We start from the raw sequence: 15,321 nt of genomic DNA, 5'->3' as shown, positions 1-15,321 counted from the left end.
TGCTACCATTCCCCGCCTGATTAGCTACCCGCACGCAATACCATGAAATTTCCCGGCAAACGTAAGTCCAAACACTATTTTCCCGTCAGCGACCGCGATCCGCTCCTGCAACAAATTCAACCTGAATCCGACGTCAGCGCCTCCTGGGTGGTGGGTATCGACCAGACGCTGGTGGATATCGAAGCCCGCGTGGATGACGCCTTTATCGAACGCTACGGGCTGAGTCTCGGCCATTCGCTGGTGATTGAAGACGATGTCGCCGAAGCGCTGTATCAGGAGCTGGTGCGTGAAAATCTCATCACCCATCAGTTTGCCGGCGGCACCATTGGTAACACGATGCACAACTACTCCGTACTGGCGGACGACCGCTCGGTGCTGCTGGGCGTCATGTGTAATAACGTGCAGATTGGCAGCTACGCCTACCGTTATCTCTGTAACACCTCAAGCCGTACCGATCTGAACTATCTCCAGGGCGTCGACGGCGCGATTGGCCGCTGCTTCACGCTGATAAGCGAGCAGGGCGAGCGCACCTTCGCCATCAGCCCAGGCCAGATGAACCAGCTGCGCCCTGAGAGCATCCCGGAAGAGGTGATTGCCGGCGCGTCGGCGCTGGTGCTGACCTCCTATCTGGTGCGCTGCAAACCCGGCGAGCCGATGCCGGAGGCCACCATGACCGCCATTCGTTACGCCAAAAAGCATAACGTGCCGGTGGTGCTGACGCTCGGCACCAAATATGTGATTGCCGATAACCCGCAGTGGTGGCGCGATTTCCTGAAAGAGCACGTGTCGATTCTCGCGATGAACGAAGAAGAGGGCGAGGCGCTGACGGGCGAAAGCGATCCGTTGCTGGCGTCGGATAAGGCGCTCGACTGGGTGGATCTGGTGCTCTGCACCGCCGGGCCGGTCGGGCTTTATATGGCGGGCTTTACCGAAGAGGAAGGCAAGCGCAAAACCCAGCATCCGCTGCTGCCGGGGGCTATCGCCGAGTTTAACCAGTATGAATTCAGCCGCGCGATGCGCTTTAAAGATTGTGAAAAGCCGCTGCGTATTTTCTCCCATATCGCCCCGTACATGGGTGGGCCGGAGAAGATAATGAATACTAACGGTGCCGGCGACGGCGCGCTGGCGGCGCTGCTGCATGATATTACCGCCAATAATTATCACCGTACCAACGTGCCGAACTCCAGCAAGCATAAGTACGCCTGGCTGACTTATTCGTCGCTGGCGCAGGTGTGTAAATACGCGAACCGCGTGAGTTATCAGGTGCTGAACCAGCATTCGCCGCGCCTGACGCGCGGCCTGCCGGAACGTGAGGATAGCCTCGAAGAGGCGTACTGGGAGCGTTAACCGTTACGTTATGGCGGGTGCGCATTCGCTTACCCGCCCTACGGTTAACGGTCTGTTTTTTGTAGGGGGGGTAAGGCGCAGCCGCACCCACCTTTTTTTCTGGAGACGATAACCGTTAATGTTATGGCGGGTGCGCTAACGCTTACCCGTCCTACGGTTAACGGCCTGGCTTTTTGTAGGGTGGGTAAGGCAAAGCCGCACCCACCTTTTTTTCTGGAGACGTTAACCGTTAACGTTATGGCGGGTGCGCTCACGCTTACCCGCCCTACGGTTAACGGCCTGGTTTTGTAGGGTGGGTAAGGCAAAGCCGCACCCACTTTTTTTCTGAAGACGTTAACCGTTAACGTTATTGCGGGCGCGCTAACGCTTACCCGCCCTGCGGTTAAACGGCCTGTTTTTTGTAGGGTGGGTAAGGCAAAGCCGCACCCACCTTTTTCACCGTCACGCACGCCTTCCCGCCCATCAACTGTGGCTCAAAATCTCCTGCGCCTGCTCGGGCTTATCGAGCATACGCAGCATCGTGCTCGCGATTTCCCGCTCGCCCATCACCACCTCATTCGCGCCGCGCTCGGTGATGTAATCCACCTCGTCGTCATAATGCGCGCGGGCGATGATTTCGATATCCGGGCGCTTCTCACGCGCGGCAGCGACGATTTCACCCGCTTCATAACCGTTCGGGATGGTCAGCAGCAGCCAACGCGCGCAGTCGAGATGCGCCAGCGTCATCGTCTGCTCGTTGGCGGCATTGCCAAGCACCGCGCGAACGCCGCGCTCGCGCAATGCCTCGACGCGGGTGCGCGAGGTTTCCACCACCACCAGCGGAATGCCCTCGGCGATAAGCTTCTCGCCAAGCAGGCTGCCGACGCGGCCATAACCCACCAGCAGCGCGTGATTGCAGATATCCACCGGGTTCTGCTGTTCCTCTTTCATCGCCTCTTCCAGCGTCTGCTCCTCCAGCTCGTCGTGGCGCGACAGGAAACGCTCCAGCAGCACAAACAGCACCGGGTTAAGCATGATGGACAGGATCGCGCCCGCCAGCACCAAGTTCTGCCCGTCCTGCGGCAGCAGATCCAGCGCCATGCCAAGCCCGGCCAGGATAAACGCGAATTCACCAATCTGCGCGAGGCTCACCGCAATCGTCAGCGCGGTGCGGCGCGAGTGGCCGAACAGTTTCACCAGAGCAAACGCGGCGATCGATTTGCCGAACAGGATAATCAGCAGCGTACACAGCACCGCCAGCGGTTGCTGAATCAGAATCATCGGGTCGAACAGCATCCCGACCGAGACAAAAAACAGCACCGCGAAGGCGTCGCGCAGCGGCAGCGTATCGTGCGCGGCGCGGTGGCTCAGCTCCGATTCGTTCAGTACCATGCCTGCGAAGAACGCGCCCAGCGCGAACGAGACGTCAAACAGCTCGACCGCGCCGAAGGCAATGCCGAGCGCCAGCGCCAGCACCGCAAGCGTAAACAGCTCCCGCGAGCCGGTGGCGGCGCTGCGCGCCAGGATCCACGGCACCAGGCGGCGGCCCACCAGCATCATCAGCGCGATAAACGCAATGACTTTGCCAAGCGTAATGCCCATATCGAGGCTCAGCGTTGCAAGACCAAGATCGCCTTTCTCCAGCATCCCGGCGACGGCAGGCAGCAGTACCAGCGTCAGCACCATCACCAGATCTTCAACGATAAGCCAGCCGATGGCTATCTGCCCGCGCTGGCTCTCTATCAACTGCCGCTCTTCAAGCGCGCGCAGCAGCACCACGGTACTGGCGGTAGAAAGACACAGACCGAACACAATGCCGGTCATCAGCGACCAGCCGAGGAAGGTGGAGAGCCCGGCGCCCAGCAGCGTCGCCACGGCTATCTGCAAAATCGCGCCGGGAATGGCGATAGACTTTACCGCCATCAAATCCTTCAGAGAAAAATGCAGACCCACGCCGAACATCAGCAGGATCACGCCAAGCTCCGCCAGCTCCGGCGCAAGCTTTGTATCCGCGACAAAACCGGGCGTAAATGGCCCGGCCACCACGCCTGCGAGCAGGTATCCCACCAGAGGTGAGATGCGCAGCCGGTTGGCGAGCATACCGAGAATAAAGGCCAGAACAAGGCCACCGACAAGTGTGGTGATAAGCGGTGTGGCGTGATGCATTCCGTCTCCTTTCGTTGAATGTGATACACCGGATGTTTTGCGTGCAACTCGTAACAGTTTATGACAATTTTCGGCAGCGCGGGGCAGTTTATTAGCGAAAACTTTCTGAAATCGCTCATTAAGAGCAAAAAATGCGAACCGGACGCAGAAATCCATATTATCAGGAACAAACCGAGAAGATATGCGGATAACAGGTCGGGCCATTTTGTGCTTTCACTGACAAAAGTACGTGTTTTACGAAAGGAAAAATTAAACGACGCTTTGATAACGCTGCCCAGATGAAAAATGGCGCTTTTTTGACGAGAAGATGAACGTAAGGTGATAGCAATTCAGTGAATTTGCCGTGCAGAGACCTTTTTTTGTTTGTGAGCCATTAAATCGCCGCTTTTGTAACAAGGCATAAACCTTGCTTGCCGTTACGCTGTGGTTTTGAGGAAAGTCGCAAATCTGAAAACAAAGTTGAGTATGTTCGGCAGGCGCTGTAATTTCAGCATTCACGTTAAGGATAGGGAGAGTTGTCATGGGGTTAGCCAGAAAAGGGTTGGCTGTCGCGCTGCTGGCGGGGCTTAGCCTGCTGAGCGGCGGGGCATCCGCCTGGGAGCAGGATAAAACGTATAACATCACCATTTTGCACACCAACGATCATCACGGTCATTTCTGGCGCAACGAATATGGCGAATATGGTCTGGCGGCGCAGAAGACGCTGGTGGACAGCGTGCGGCGTGAAGTCACCGCGCAGGGCGGCAGCGTGCTGTTGCTCTCCGGCGGCGATATCAACACCGGTGTGCCGGAATCTGACTTACAGGACGCCGAGCCCGATTTTCGCGGCATGAATCTGATTGGTTATGACGCGATGGCCGTCGGCAACCATGAGTTCGACAACCCGCTGAGCGTGCTGCGCCAGCAGGAAAAGTGGGCCAAATTCCCGCTGCTCTCCGCCAACATCTATCAGAAAAGCACCAATGAGCGCCTCTTTAAACCTTGGGCGATTTTTAAACCGCAGGGCATTAAAATCGCGGTGATCGGGTTAACGACCGACGACACCGCGAAAATCGGCAATCCGGAATATTTTACCGATATCGAATTCCGCAAGCCTGCCGACGAAGCGAAGCTGGTGATTCAGGAATTGCAGCAGAATGAAAAACCGGATGTCATCATCGCCGCCACCCATATGGGTCATTACGATAACGGCGACCACGGCTCTAACGCGCCGGGGGATGTCGAGCTGGCGCGCGCGCTGCCGGCAGGCGCGCTGACGATGATTGTGGGCGGTCACTCACAAGATCCGGTCTGTATGGCGTCAGAGAATAAAAAACAGGTGGATTACGTGCCGGGCACGCCGTGCGCGCCGGATCGGCAGAACGGCACCTGGATTGTGCAGGCGCATGAGTGGGGCAAATATGTCGGCCGCGCGGATTTCCAGTTCCGCAATGGCGAAATGAAGCTGGTGCGCTATCAGCTCATCCCCATCAACCTGAAGAAAAAAGTGACCTGGGATAACGGCCAGACCGAGCGCGTGCTCTATACGCCGCAGATCCCGGAGAATCCGCAGATGCTCTCGCTGCTGACGCCATTCCAGAAAAAGGGCCAGGCGCAGCTGATGGTCAAAATCGGCAGCGTCAACGGGCGGCTTGAAGGCGATCGCAGCAAAGTGCGTTTTGTGCAGACCAGTATGGGCCACTTAATTCTTAACGCCCAGATAGCCCGCACCGGCGCGGATTTCGCGGTGATGAGCGGCGGCGGCATTCGTGATTCCATCGAAGGCGGCGACATTACCTATAAAGACGTGCTCAAGGTCCAGCCGTTCGGCAATACGTTGGTGTATGTCGATATGACGGGTAAAGAGGTGCTGGAGTACCTGACCGCTGTCGCGCAGAAAAAACCGGATTCCGGCGCTTATCCGCAGTTCGCCAACGTGAGCTTTACGGCCTCGGGCGGCACGCTGAATGACGTCAAAATCAAAGGCGAACCGGTCGATCCGGCGAAAACCTACCGTATGGCTACGCTCAGCTTTAACGCGACGGGCGGCGACGGTTATCCGCCTATCGATAAAAAGCCGGGTTACGTGAATACCGGTTTTGTGGATGCCGAAGTGCTGAAGCAGTACATCCAGCAGAGCTCGCCGCTGGATGTAAACACTTTTGAGCCGAAAGGCGAAGTGAGCTGGCAGTAACTCAGTCGCGGCGGGCGATATCGGCGAACTGCGCATTCAGCAGCGTCGCTAAATCCGCCGCCGCCAGTTCGATATCCAGCCCGCGCTTGCCGCCGGAGATATAAATGGTCGGGAAGTCGCGGGCGGACGCGTCAATCAGCGTCGGCAGGCGCTTTTTCTGCCCGAGCGGGCTGATGCCGCCTACCAGATACCCGGTGGTGCGCTGCGCTATCATCGGGTCCGCCATTTCCACTTTCTTGGTGCCGAGCGCTTTCGCGACCTTTTTCAAATCCAGCTGTGTGGCCACCGGCGTGACGGCGACGGCCAGATGTTTCATATCGCCATTCACCGCCACCAGCAGCGTTTTATAGACCTGCTCTGCATTAAGGCCGAGCTTGCGCACCACTTCATCGCCGAAGTTGGTTTCATTCGGGTCGTGCTCATAGGCATGCAGCGTAAAAGCTATCTTATTTTTTTCGAGTAGATTAACTGCGGGCGTCATGTTTCCTTTCCCATTTCTGTGACCTGTCGGCACAGCATAGCGCCAGACAGGGGCGAAAAAATTGTATCAGCTTGCGGGATTATATTGGCAGCGTGGATGGTTTGCGCGACAATCGCCGCAACCGTCCGCCGTCGCGGGCGGCATAACGACAATAACGAAAAGTTCCTCTTTGACGGGCCAGTAGCGATACTGGCCTTCTTTTTAAGAGGCGTGAAACATCGCCGGCAGGTTATCTTCGCCGTAAAGATGCAGCGCGCCGACGGCTACTACATAACGCCCCGGCGGCAGCGAGAGCAGGTAGTGATGCCACTGCCGGTTACGCTGCTGCATCAGCATATCGCCAAGCTCGGCGCTGAAAGTGTTCGGCAGCGCGACGCTGCCTGCCGCCTCGGGCGGACGCGCCATCCACCAGCCCATCATAATCTGCAACAGCCGCGCGTTGGTGTGCCAGTGGGTCAGTGTGTCTTCAAGCAGCGCCAGACCGTCCTGCGGCAGGCGACGCAGCAGCTCCACCTGACTCTGTGCGCCCTCCAGTTCGCTCACTTTCACCTGGTGCGTCTGCGCGGCGTTTAAGAGCTGATAATCGATGCCGAAATCGGGCCGCAGGCCGAGGCGCTGCGCCTGGTGCGCCTGTAAAATCAGCGCCACCTGCCAGAGCGGCAGCGTATCGAGCCGGGAGAGCGGCAGCGCCAGATCGTCGATAAGTTTTTCAAGCTGGAGAAACAGCGCCTCGTCGAGACGCTCGCAGAGCGGCGGGCAGGGCGGCGGATCGCCGAAGGGCGAGCTATCGCCGCGAATATCGGCTTCGACAATCAGCGCGTCGGCGCGCCGCAGTTTTTCCACGAGACGCGCGGGGAGCGGCGCCATATCCGCGGTGCCCATATGAATACTGCCGACCAGGTGCAGGTAGCGCCCGCCGGGTAGCGTAATATCCACCGCCGGCCACGGATAACCGGGGCGCAGCGTGTCAAACCAGGTGCGCAGACGACGTAACAGGCCCATAACCACTTCCCCTGACGTAAAAAGCCATGCTAACGCGCAGGCGGGGCGGGTGCAAACGAGAGGGGGTCAAACCCTCCGGGCGGAGCGTTCACCGGCAAGCAGGCGGCTGTGGTGCAACACGGCGAGCACGATAATGCCGGGCTCAGGTGAGGTGTAATAAATACTATGGCTGGCGCAGGGGAAACGGCGTAGCAGGCAACCTGGCTGGTTTTCCGAATCTGCATCACTGTGTTGCGGCCATAAAAAAGCCCGCCGGAGCGGGCTTGCGCTTATTTTTTCGGGTTAAACCGCAGCAGCCGGTTGGCGTTACTGACGACGGTAATCGATGAGAGCGCCATCGCCGCGCCTGCGACCACCGGGTTCAGCAGGGTGCCGGTCAGCGGCCACAGCACGCCTGCCGCCACGGGAATGCCGAGTGCGTTATAGATAAAGGCACCGAGCAGGTTCTGTTTCATATTGCCAAGCGTCGCTTTGGAAATCGCCATCGCGTCGGCGACTCCCGTCAGGCTGTGGCGCATCAGCGTGATCGCGGCGGTTTCAATAGCCACATCGCTGCCGCCGCCCATCGCGATCCCCACTTCCGCCTGGGCCAGCGCCGGGGCGTCGTTAATGCCATCGCCAATCATCGCCACTTTGCGGCCCGCCTGCTGAAGCTTCTGAATCGCCTGCGCTTTGCCATCCGGCAGGACGCCTGCAATCACTTCATCAATGCCCGCCTCGCGGGCGATGGCGTTTGCGGTGACGGCGTTGTCGCCGGTCAGCATCACCAGCCGGTAGCCTTCACGGTGCAGGCGCGCCAGTGCATCGGCGCTGTCTTCACGCAGCGGGTCGCGAATGGCGAAGAGGGCCGCCAGCGTACCGTTCACCGCCAGCAGCACCGGCGTGGCGCCGAGGCTTGCCTGACGCTGCGCCTCATCGCGCAGCGCGTCGGTTGAAATACCGTTTTCCTCCAGCAACGCCTGATTACCAAGCAGCAGCGTTTTGCCCGCCGCCTCACCGCTGACGCCCAGCCCGCGCAGCGTGCGAAAACCACGGACGGCGGGAAGTTCTGCGCCGCCGGCACGTTCGATAATGGCGCGCGCCAGCGGGTGGCTGGAGCCTTGCTCCAGCGCGGCGGCGAGGCGCAGCGCGTCCGCTTCGGTGATGTCGCCCGTGGTGGCGATGGCCGCCACTTGCGGTTTGCCTTCGGTTAACGTACCCGTTTTGTCGAACACCAGCGTGTCAACGTCGCTCGCCCGTTGCAGCGCGTCGGCGTCACGCACCAGTACGCCAAACTCCGCCGCGCGCCCGACGCCAGAGATAATCGACATCGGCGTGGCAAGGCCCAGCGCGCAGGGGCAGGCGATAATCAGCACCGTGGTGACAATCACCAGCGTATAGACGATCTGCGGGGCCGGGCCTGCGAAATACCAGACCGCGCCGCTGAACAGCGCAATCAGCACCACGACTGGTACAAAAACCGCGGAGATGCGGTCGGCCAGCTTGCCGATTTCCGGCTTGCTGCTCTGCGCCTGGCGCACCATGCGAATAATGCGCGACAGCGTGGTATGGTTGCCCACCGCGGCGGCGCGGAACAGCACGCTGCCATCCTGCACAACGGTGCCCGCGTGAATGGCATCACCCGCCGCTTTCTGCTGCGGCACCGGTTCGCCTGTCAGCATCGCTTCGTCAAACCAGCCTTCGCCGTCGGTAATGTCGCCATCCACAGGGACGCGATCGCCGGTGGTGAGGCGCAGCGTCATGCCCGGCGTCACTTCCGCCAGCGGTACGCTTTTTTCGCCTTCCGGCGTGACGACGCGCGCAACCGGCGGTGTCAGATCCAGCAGGCGCTCCAGCGCCTTCGATGAACGCTGGCGCGCGCGCGCCTCCAGCATATGACCAAGATTAATCAGACCAATAATCATGGCGCTGGCTTCGTAATAGAGATGGCGCGCTTCCATCGGAAAATGCTGCGGCCAGAGGTTGACGCTCATGGAGTAAAGCCAGGCCGCGCCGGTGCCGAGCGCCACCAGCGTATCCATCGTCGCGCTGCGGTTGCGCAGGCTTTTCCAGGCGCTGGTATAGAAATGACCGCCAGCGAAAACCATCACGCCGAGCGTGATAAACCCAATGACCAGCCAGAGCGAACGGTTGGCGTCAGTGACCATCATGTTGTCGCCGAACATGCCCCAGATCATCACCGGAATGCCGACGGAGAGCGCCAGCGCCGCCTGCCAGCGAAAGCGTTTCATAGCCGCCTGCGCGGTCTGCTGCTGGCGTTCCCGGCGTTCGGCGTCGTCATCGATAGCCTCTGCGCCGTAGCCCGCTTTTTCAACCGCCGCGATTAAATCAGCGGCGGAGGCATGACCCATTACCAGCGCAGTGCGCTCCGCCAGATTCACCCGTGCCTGCGTGACGCCCGCCACCCCTTGCAGGGCGTTCTGAACGCGGCTCACGCAACTGGCGCAGCTCATGCCGTTGATAAGCAGCTGTCGGCTGTCGTCATCGTCGGCGTTATCCGCTGCCGGAAGCTCAGGTTGCGCCGCTGTCAGTGCTTCCGACGGGGTTGATGACTCTGTCAGCGGATTAGCCTTTGGGTATGCGAGCGTCGCGTCGTAACCGGCCTGTTTCACCGTCTCAATCAGGGCGTCCGCAGGCGCAGTGGTGGTGACGCTTGCATGTTCAATCGTGACATCCGCGCGTTCAACGTCCGGGCGCTGCTCCAGGCTCTCTTTCACCCGTTTTACGCAGTGTCCGCAGGAAAGCCCGTCCAGGGCCAGTTCTATGGTGTTTGACATACGTTGTCTCCTCAGTAAGCGGTCAGCCTCGGGTTGACCGGAAAACGAAATGCTTTCGACTGTGGTTAAGCGTAAACCTTCCATCAAGGGGAAGGTCAAGGTTTTAAATCACGGATGGAAAGCCGCGTGTAAAAAAGTGTCCAGATAGCGCCAGAAAGGTGGGCAATATGTCCGGTTCGCACCGCAGAAGAGAGCGAAAGCGCAGGGCGTTTCTGTTAACGTGGTTCGCTGATAACTTCTTGTACACGCGCAAGAATTTAGATTCTGGAAAATGTTATGAAACTTCTGAAATTATCGCTTTTTGCTGCGATCGGGGCGGTATGCGGCGCAGCGCTGATGCTGCTGATCTTGCCGGTGGTGTGTCGCGTAGTGGTGGGGCCGATACAGGGTGAAGATCAAATGTCGCAAAACTTTGTCATTTTCCTGGTGGGAACGCCGTTACTGGCTGCGATCGGTGCCTTCGCTGGCTGGTTTCTCGGCACAAAAGTGATTCAGAAGCATTAACCTGGCCTGTAAACTTTCTGCCAGCCTTTACGGGACGTCGTGCGTTATAATCCCTTAGCGAAATGCCGGGATTACCGCGGGAAATCGCATTCATGGCAATGTATGCGTAATCTGGTGGAGTAACACCGGGCTTTACGGCACGGCGTCATTCAAACGCCTGAAGGGGGAAACGTGAATATCAGCGATGTGGCAAAAAAAACCGGGCTGACCAGCAAAGCGATTCGTTTTTACGAAGAGAAAGGGCTGGTGACGCCGCCGCTGCGCGGCGATAACGGCTACCGTACCTATTCGCAGCGGCATATAGATGAACTGACGCTGCTGCGCCAGGCGCGGCTGGTGGGGTTTAACCTGGAAGAGTGTCGCGAACTGGTGCATCTGTTTAACGATCCGGCGCGCCACAGCGCGGACGTGAAAGCGCGCACGCTGCAAAAGGTGGCGGAAATCGAAAGCCATATCGAAAGCCTGCGGGCGATGCGCCAGCAGTTGCTGGATCTCGCCGCCGCGTGTCCTGGGGATGACAGCGCCGACTGCCCGATTATCGATAACCTTTCCGGCTGCTGCCACCGACGCGCTGACGCGTAAGATCAGCGCTCGCCGTTCATCACGAAAATCACCACGCCGCGATACCAGGGCGATGCCGCAAGGGTTTTCTCCTGCGCCTTATCCCACTCGCCATTCTGCGCGATGCCAATTTTAAACGGAATGCGCAGGCCGAGCAGGGCGGGTAAATAGCGCGCGTAGCCCGGCACCGTGTGTCGCCCCTGATAAGTCTGCACCACCAGTTCATCCACCGGCAGGGCGTTAAGCTGCGCGACGCTGCCGGTCTGCGCCCAGTCGAGCAGCCCTGTCACGCCGAGCGCGAAACGGCCATCCAGCCGCGCCCGCAGCCGCGTTAAAAACTGGCCATAATCCCCGATGCGGCGGGTCGCTGCGTCAAAATCAATCTGTAACCCGGTCACCGGATTTCCCGCCTGCGCCCAGCGCACGGGCAGGCGGGCCAGCGTGTCGAGCATCTCATCGCTGAGATCGAGCCGCTCAAGCCGCACGGTAAGCCAGAGGGCAGGCGCGCGCAGGCGGGCGACCGGCTGGCCGAGGCGCACAAACGCGGGCTTGCCCTGGCGCGTGACCACATCGCCCTGATGCAGATAGATAACCTCAGCCTGACGCAGCGCCGCAGACGGCCTGACGCCAGACCAGAGCCAGAAGGCCCGGTAGTTGGCGTCATTCGCCCGCGTCGTCTGCGCCCACGCGCTCGTTGTTGCCAGCAGCAGGCTTACCAGTAATATTTGAGCTGCTGCGCCCATGGGCTTCCCGGCCAGTTTTTCTTAAGCTGCCCGAACCAGGCTTTGCGCGTCGCTTTATCGACATCCTCACCGCCGCAGTCGTTATACCCTGACGGCGCATAGCACATCACGGCGCGGTACAGCGCGTAGCTTTTATCTTCCGGCTCGGCTTTCGGGTTGGCGATGACCTGCTGGTAATAGTGCTGACGATTCGGCAGCCCGACCGGGTGTTCGGTGCGGGTCACGGTATCGAGCGTACTGTTGCCGCCGCTATCGCCCCACGGGTTGACCTGCGCGCCCGTCAGGCGGAAAAACTCGCCGAGACAGTTCAGCGCGTGGCTGTCGTCTGGGTGAGCCGCCAGCGTTTTCGCGGTCTCGTCGAGCGGCCTGCAGGCGTAGCCTTTCGCCACGTCGTCGCCTTTCCAGTTGAAAATGGTCAGGCTGACGTCACCGTATGCCTTCTCATCCAGCGGTTTGAGATCGCCAGCCAGCGCTTTGTCCTGGAGATAATCCTGATAACGGCCTTCGGTCAGATGGCGTGTAAGCAGCGTGTGCAGCGCAATGGTGCGCTCTTCGTTGTTCATGCCGTGCAGCGCCTGATCTTTAAGAAGATCCAGCGGCGCTCTGGTTTTCAGCACCAGCGAGCGGTAGCGCAGGCCCGTCACCAGACTTTGCGGCGCGAAAATCGCCGCCGTTTCGTTGTTTTCAACCAGCGCGGCCGCCAGTTTCATCTGCAATAGCTGCTGTTCAGCGCCCGGTTTGGCGGATTTCAGCAGGCGCTGCCAGTGGTCGCGCGCGGCGGCCCACTGCTTTTGCGCGCCCAGCGCGTCGCCGTACAGCACCTGCTCGCTGAAGGCGAGAATATCGTTCTGCGGCACGCTGTCGGCAGGCTTAATCGCCGCCACGACGGCCGCGTAATCCTGCTGCTGCCAGAAGAGCCAGGCGTTTTGCAGGTAATTCCACAGCGGCATCAGCCCCGCTTTTTCATAGATGGGTTTGTAATCGTCGAGCATCTGGCGCGTCACGTGCGGGTTTTTGTCGGCTTTACGTTCATTTTCGCGCAGCCAGCGCAGCGTCTGGGTAAAGGTGAGCAGCGGCGCGTCCGGGCTGCTGACAAAAAAGGTGTCGCCGCTGGCGTCTTTGCTTTGCAGTTTGGTGTCGTTCTCTAAAAGCAGCGCGCGCAGGGCGTCGGCGTCCGGTGCCGCTTTCAGCGCCTGCTCGTAGCGCGGGGCCAGCGCGTCCCAGTCCTGGAGATACCAGTAGATGCGTCGCTGCATACCGCGTGCGGAGTCAGCGTAGTCGCCCTCCGGCCAGGCTTTCAGGTACGCCTCAGAATAAGCGAGCGCCTGGCGCGCGGCGTTTTTGTCGATTTTAGTGGTATCAAACAGGCCGTAATCATCGTCCACCGCCGCGGCGCTGCTCTGGTTAAGCGCCACGCGCATCAGCATATAGGCGGCGGTCTGCGCCACCCACGGCTGGCTGCTGGTTTTAAGCGCGCTAAAGCGTTCCGTCGCGGCGGGGTAGTCGCCCTGATAAAACGCGCTCGCCGCGCCAAGATATTCATCGAACGCAGCGGCGGCCGATCCCTGCGGCGCGTTGAGGCTGTCGGGCGTGCTGTCAGGTGCCTGATAGATACTCAGACGCGCCTGCGCCAGGTGTTGACGCTGCGCGTCGGTCAGCGATTTCTCATTATTCAGCGCGGTCAGAAACGCGATGACGCTCTGCGAATTATTGGAGACAAAACGGTTTTCACGGTCGGCGTCGCTCTGCGTCGCGGCAGCCGGGTCAAGATGCATGCTGGTCAGCAGCGTCGCCAGCGGGTCCGGCGCATCGCCTGCCGCGGTGCCGGGCGTGGCAGTTTCCGTGACGTCTTCTTCGTGATAGCCGAAGTGGTAATCGCGGGTAGTGCGCGTGTCGGCGGGCAGCGGCCAGACCGGCAGCGCGAAATGTTTCTGCTCGCTGATAAGGCCAATCAGGTTGTCGCGGGTGTCGTTATTCACATTAAGCCATGGCTCGCCTTGCAGAACGCAGCCCGGCGTGCCCCACGTGCAGTCTTCAATATCAGAAGAGGCCTGCGCGCAGAGCGTGGGCAGCGTCAGCAGCGCGAGGGCGATCCCTGTCAGTCGTAGCGTCATAACGTCGTTTCCTTGTGAATATTTTGTAAAAAAGCCTGTCCGGATCATGCCCGAACAGGCTTTTATTGAACAGTGCTGTCTTGCAAGAATCGGCTATTGCGTCCGGCTCGCCTGCACGCGCAGGCGAATGCCGTCGAGCGCGACCACTTCCACGACTGTACCTGCCGGTAAATCGCTGCTCGCCACGACCGGCCAGACGCTGTCACCGACGGTAATTTGCCCGCGGCCATTCTCCAGCGACTGCGTCAGCGTAAAGCGCTGGCCAATCAGCTGCTGACCACGCTGGTTCAGCGCGTTGTCAGGCCGCGGCTGCGCGCGACGCGACAGCCAGCGCCACCAGAGCCAGACGGCGATAAGCATGAACAGCGCGAAACTCACGCCCTGCCACTCCCAGCCCAGCGGCAGAAGCCAGGTCAGCAGCCCGGTCGCTACCGCCGCCACGCCGCTCCAGAGCAGAAAGCCATTGCCGCCGAGCATTTCCGCCGCCAGCAGCAGTCCGCCCAGGCAGAGCCAGAAGACGTGAGGGTGAGAGAGGATAAGGGTCATCATGGGCGTTTACGCTCGTTGCCGCTCTCTTTCATGAGTTCGGCGATCCCGGCTATCGAACCCATCAGGCTTGAGGCCTCCAGCGGCATCATCACCACTTTGCTGTTGCTGGAAGAGCCAATCTGCTGCAGCGCGTCGGTATATTTCTGCGCCACAAAGTAATTCACCGCCTGAATATCGCCCGCGGCGATCGCTTCGGAAACCATTTTCGTGGCGCGCGCTTCCGCCTCGGCCGAACGCTCACGGGCTTCCGCCTGCAAGAACGCCGACTGGCGATCGCCTTCCGCTTTGAGGATCTGCGACTGTTTTTCGCCTTCGGCTTTGAGGATCTCCGCCTGGCGCACGCCTTCGGCCTCCAGAATATAGGCGCGTTTGGTACGTTCGGCTTTCATCTGGGCGTTCATCGAGGCGATAAGCTCGGCGGGCGGGCGCACGTCGCGGATTTCGATACGCGTGACTTTGATGCCCCACGGGTTGGTGGCTTCATCGACAATATGCAGCAGGCGGGTGTTGATGCTGTCACGCTGCGACAGCATTTCGTCCAGTTCCATCGAGCCCAGCACGGTACGGATATTGGTCATCGTCAGGTTGATGATGGCAAGCTCCAGGTTGCTCACCTCATACGCCGCGCGCGGCGCGTCGATCACCTGAATAAAGCAGACGGCGTCGATAGTGACGTTGGCGTTATCTTTAGAGATAACCTCCTGCGACGGGATATCGAGCACCTGCTCCATCATGTTGATTTTGCGGCCCACGCGATCCATAAACGGCACCACAAGATTCAGGCCAGGCTGAAGAGTTTTGGTATAGCGGCCAAAGCGCTCCACTGTCCACTGGAAACCCTGCGGCACGATTTTGACGCCAGCCATAACGATAACCAGCGCGACGAAAATAAGTACGGGAATAATAAACAGCATCGAACCAACCT

At 59.7% G+C, this 15,321-nt stretch carries 12 protein-coding genes; 4 read left to right on the top strand and 8 right to left on the bottom strand.

From position 1 onward, the window contains the following. Positions 1-42 precede the first annotated feature (42 nt). On the top strand, positions 43-1,347 hold the full coding sequence (locus G9X48_RS10605; RefSeq protein WP_004387930.1) for an inosine/guanosine kinase: 1,305 nt from the start codon (positions 43-45) through the stop codon (positions 1,345-1,347). 462 nt (positions 1,348-1,809) lie between these two features. Here the strand turns inward: G9X48_RS10605 and ybaL are convergent, their stop codons facing one another. After that, positions 1,810-3,492, bottom strand: coding sequence for a YbaL family putative K(+) efflux transporter (ybaL, locus tag G9X48_RS10600; RefSeq protein ID WP_105629518.1), 1,683 nt, complete (start codon positions 3,490-3,492; stop codon positions 1,810-1,812). A gap of 520 nt (positions 3,493-4,012) precedes the next feature. Between ybaL and ushA the strand changes: the two genes are divergently transcribed. Then, positions 4,013-5,665: a bifunctional UDP-sugar hydrolase/5'-nucleotidase UshA gene (gene ushA, locus G9X48_RS10595; protein ID WP_032989230.1), complete on the top strand. Its 1,653-nt coding sequence runs from the start codon at positions 4,013-4,015 to the stop codon at positions 5,663-5,665. Between the two features lies 1 nt (position 5,666). Here ushA and ybaK read toward each other — a convergent pair whose 3' ends face one another. The 3 genes from ybaK to copA all read right to left on the bottom strand — a co-directional run bounded on the left by ybaK (position 5,667) and on the right by copA (position 9,925). Further along, a complete protein-coding gene (gene ybaK, locus G9X48_RS10590; protein WP_097641165.1) occupies positions 5,667-6,146 on the bottom strand; it encodes a Cys-tRNA(Pro)/Cys-tRNA(Cys) deacylase YbaK in 480 nt (159 codons plus the stop codon). 201 nt (positions 6,147-6,347) lie between these two features. Further along, positions 6,348-7,148: a TraB/GumN family protein gene (locus G9X48_RS10585; RefSeq protein ID WP_097641166.1), complete on the bottom strand. Its 801-nt coding sequence runs from the start codon at positions 7,146-7,148 to the stop codon at positions 6,348-6,350. A 269-nt stretch (positions 7,149-7,417) separates the two neighbouring features. After that, complete coding sequence (gene copA / locus G9X48_RS10580) at positions 7,418-9,925, bottom strand: copper-exporting P-type ATPase CopA (RefSeq protein WP_097641167.1); 2,508 nt, start codon at positions 9,923-9,925, stop codon at positions 7,418-7,420. A gap of 276 nt (positions 9,926-10,201) precedes the next feature. Between copA and G9X48_RS10575 the strand changes: the two genes are divergently transcribed. Further along, the gene (locus G9X48_RS10575; RefSeq protein ID WP_097641168.1) at positions 10,202-10,429 is read left to right on the top strand and encodes a hypothetical protein; all 228 of its coding nucleotides are present in this window, start codon (positions 10,202-10,204) and stop codon (positions 10,427-10,429) included. A 171-nt stretch (positions 10,430-10,600) separates the two neighbouring features. Further along, complete coding sequence (cueR, locus tag G9X48_RS10570) at positions 10,601-11,011, top strand: Cu(I)-responsive transcriptional regulator (RefSeq protein WP_004387263.1); 411 nt, start codon at positions 10,601-10,603, stop codon at positions 11,009-11,011. Between the two features lie 2 nt (positions 11,012-11,013). On the opposite strand, the gene G9X48_RS10565 is transcribed toward cueR, so the two are convergent. From G9X48_RS10565 to G9X48_RS10550, 4 genes are all read right to left on the bottom strand, one after another. After that, positions 11,014-11,733 carry a DUF3142 domain-containing protein gene (locus G9X48_RS10565; protein ID WP_097641169.1) on the bottom strand — a complete coding sequence of 240 codons (720 nt, stop codon included), beginning with the start codon at positions 11,731-11,733 and terminating at the stop codon, positions 11,014-11,016. Further along, entirely contained in the window at positions 11,703-13,847 is a 2,145-nt protein-coding gene (locus G9X48_RS10560) for a hypothetical protein (RefSeq protein ID WP_105629519.1), read from the bottom strand. The genes G9X48_RS10565 and G9X48_RS10560 overlap by 31 nt, the downstream gene beginning before the upstream one ends. Before the next feature lie 93 nt (positions 13,848-13,940). Then, positions 13,941-14,396 (bottom strand): NfeD family protein, encoded by a 456-nt coding sequence (locus G9X48_RS10555; RefSeq protein ID WP_014729397.1) that lies wholly within the window; start codon positions 14,394-14,396, stop codon positions 13,941-13,943. Continuing rightward, positions 14,393-15,310: an SPFH domain-containing protein gene (locus tag G9X48_RS10550; RefSeq protein ID WP_004385479.1), complete on the bottom strand. Its 918-nt coding sequence runs from the start codon at positions 15,308-15,310 to the stop codon at positions 14,393-14,395. The genes G9X48_RS10555 and G9X48_RS10550 overlap by 4 nt, the downstream gene beginning before the upstream one ends. Positions 15,311-15,321 lie beyond the last annotated feature (11 nt).

Origin of the sequence: Cronobacter sp. HA18006 (assembly GCF_011605445.1) — a bacterium.
Lineage (GTDB): Bacteria > Pseudomonadota > Gammaproteobacteria > Enterobacterales > Enterobacteriaceae > Cronobacter > Cronobacter sakazakii.
The sequence above is the reverse complement of the archived record's forward strand: the minus strand, read 5'-3'. Positions and strand labels throughout refer to the sequence as shown.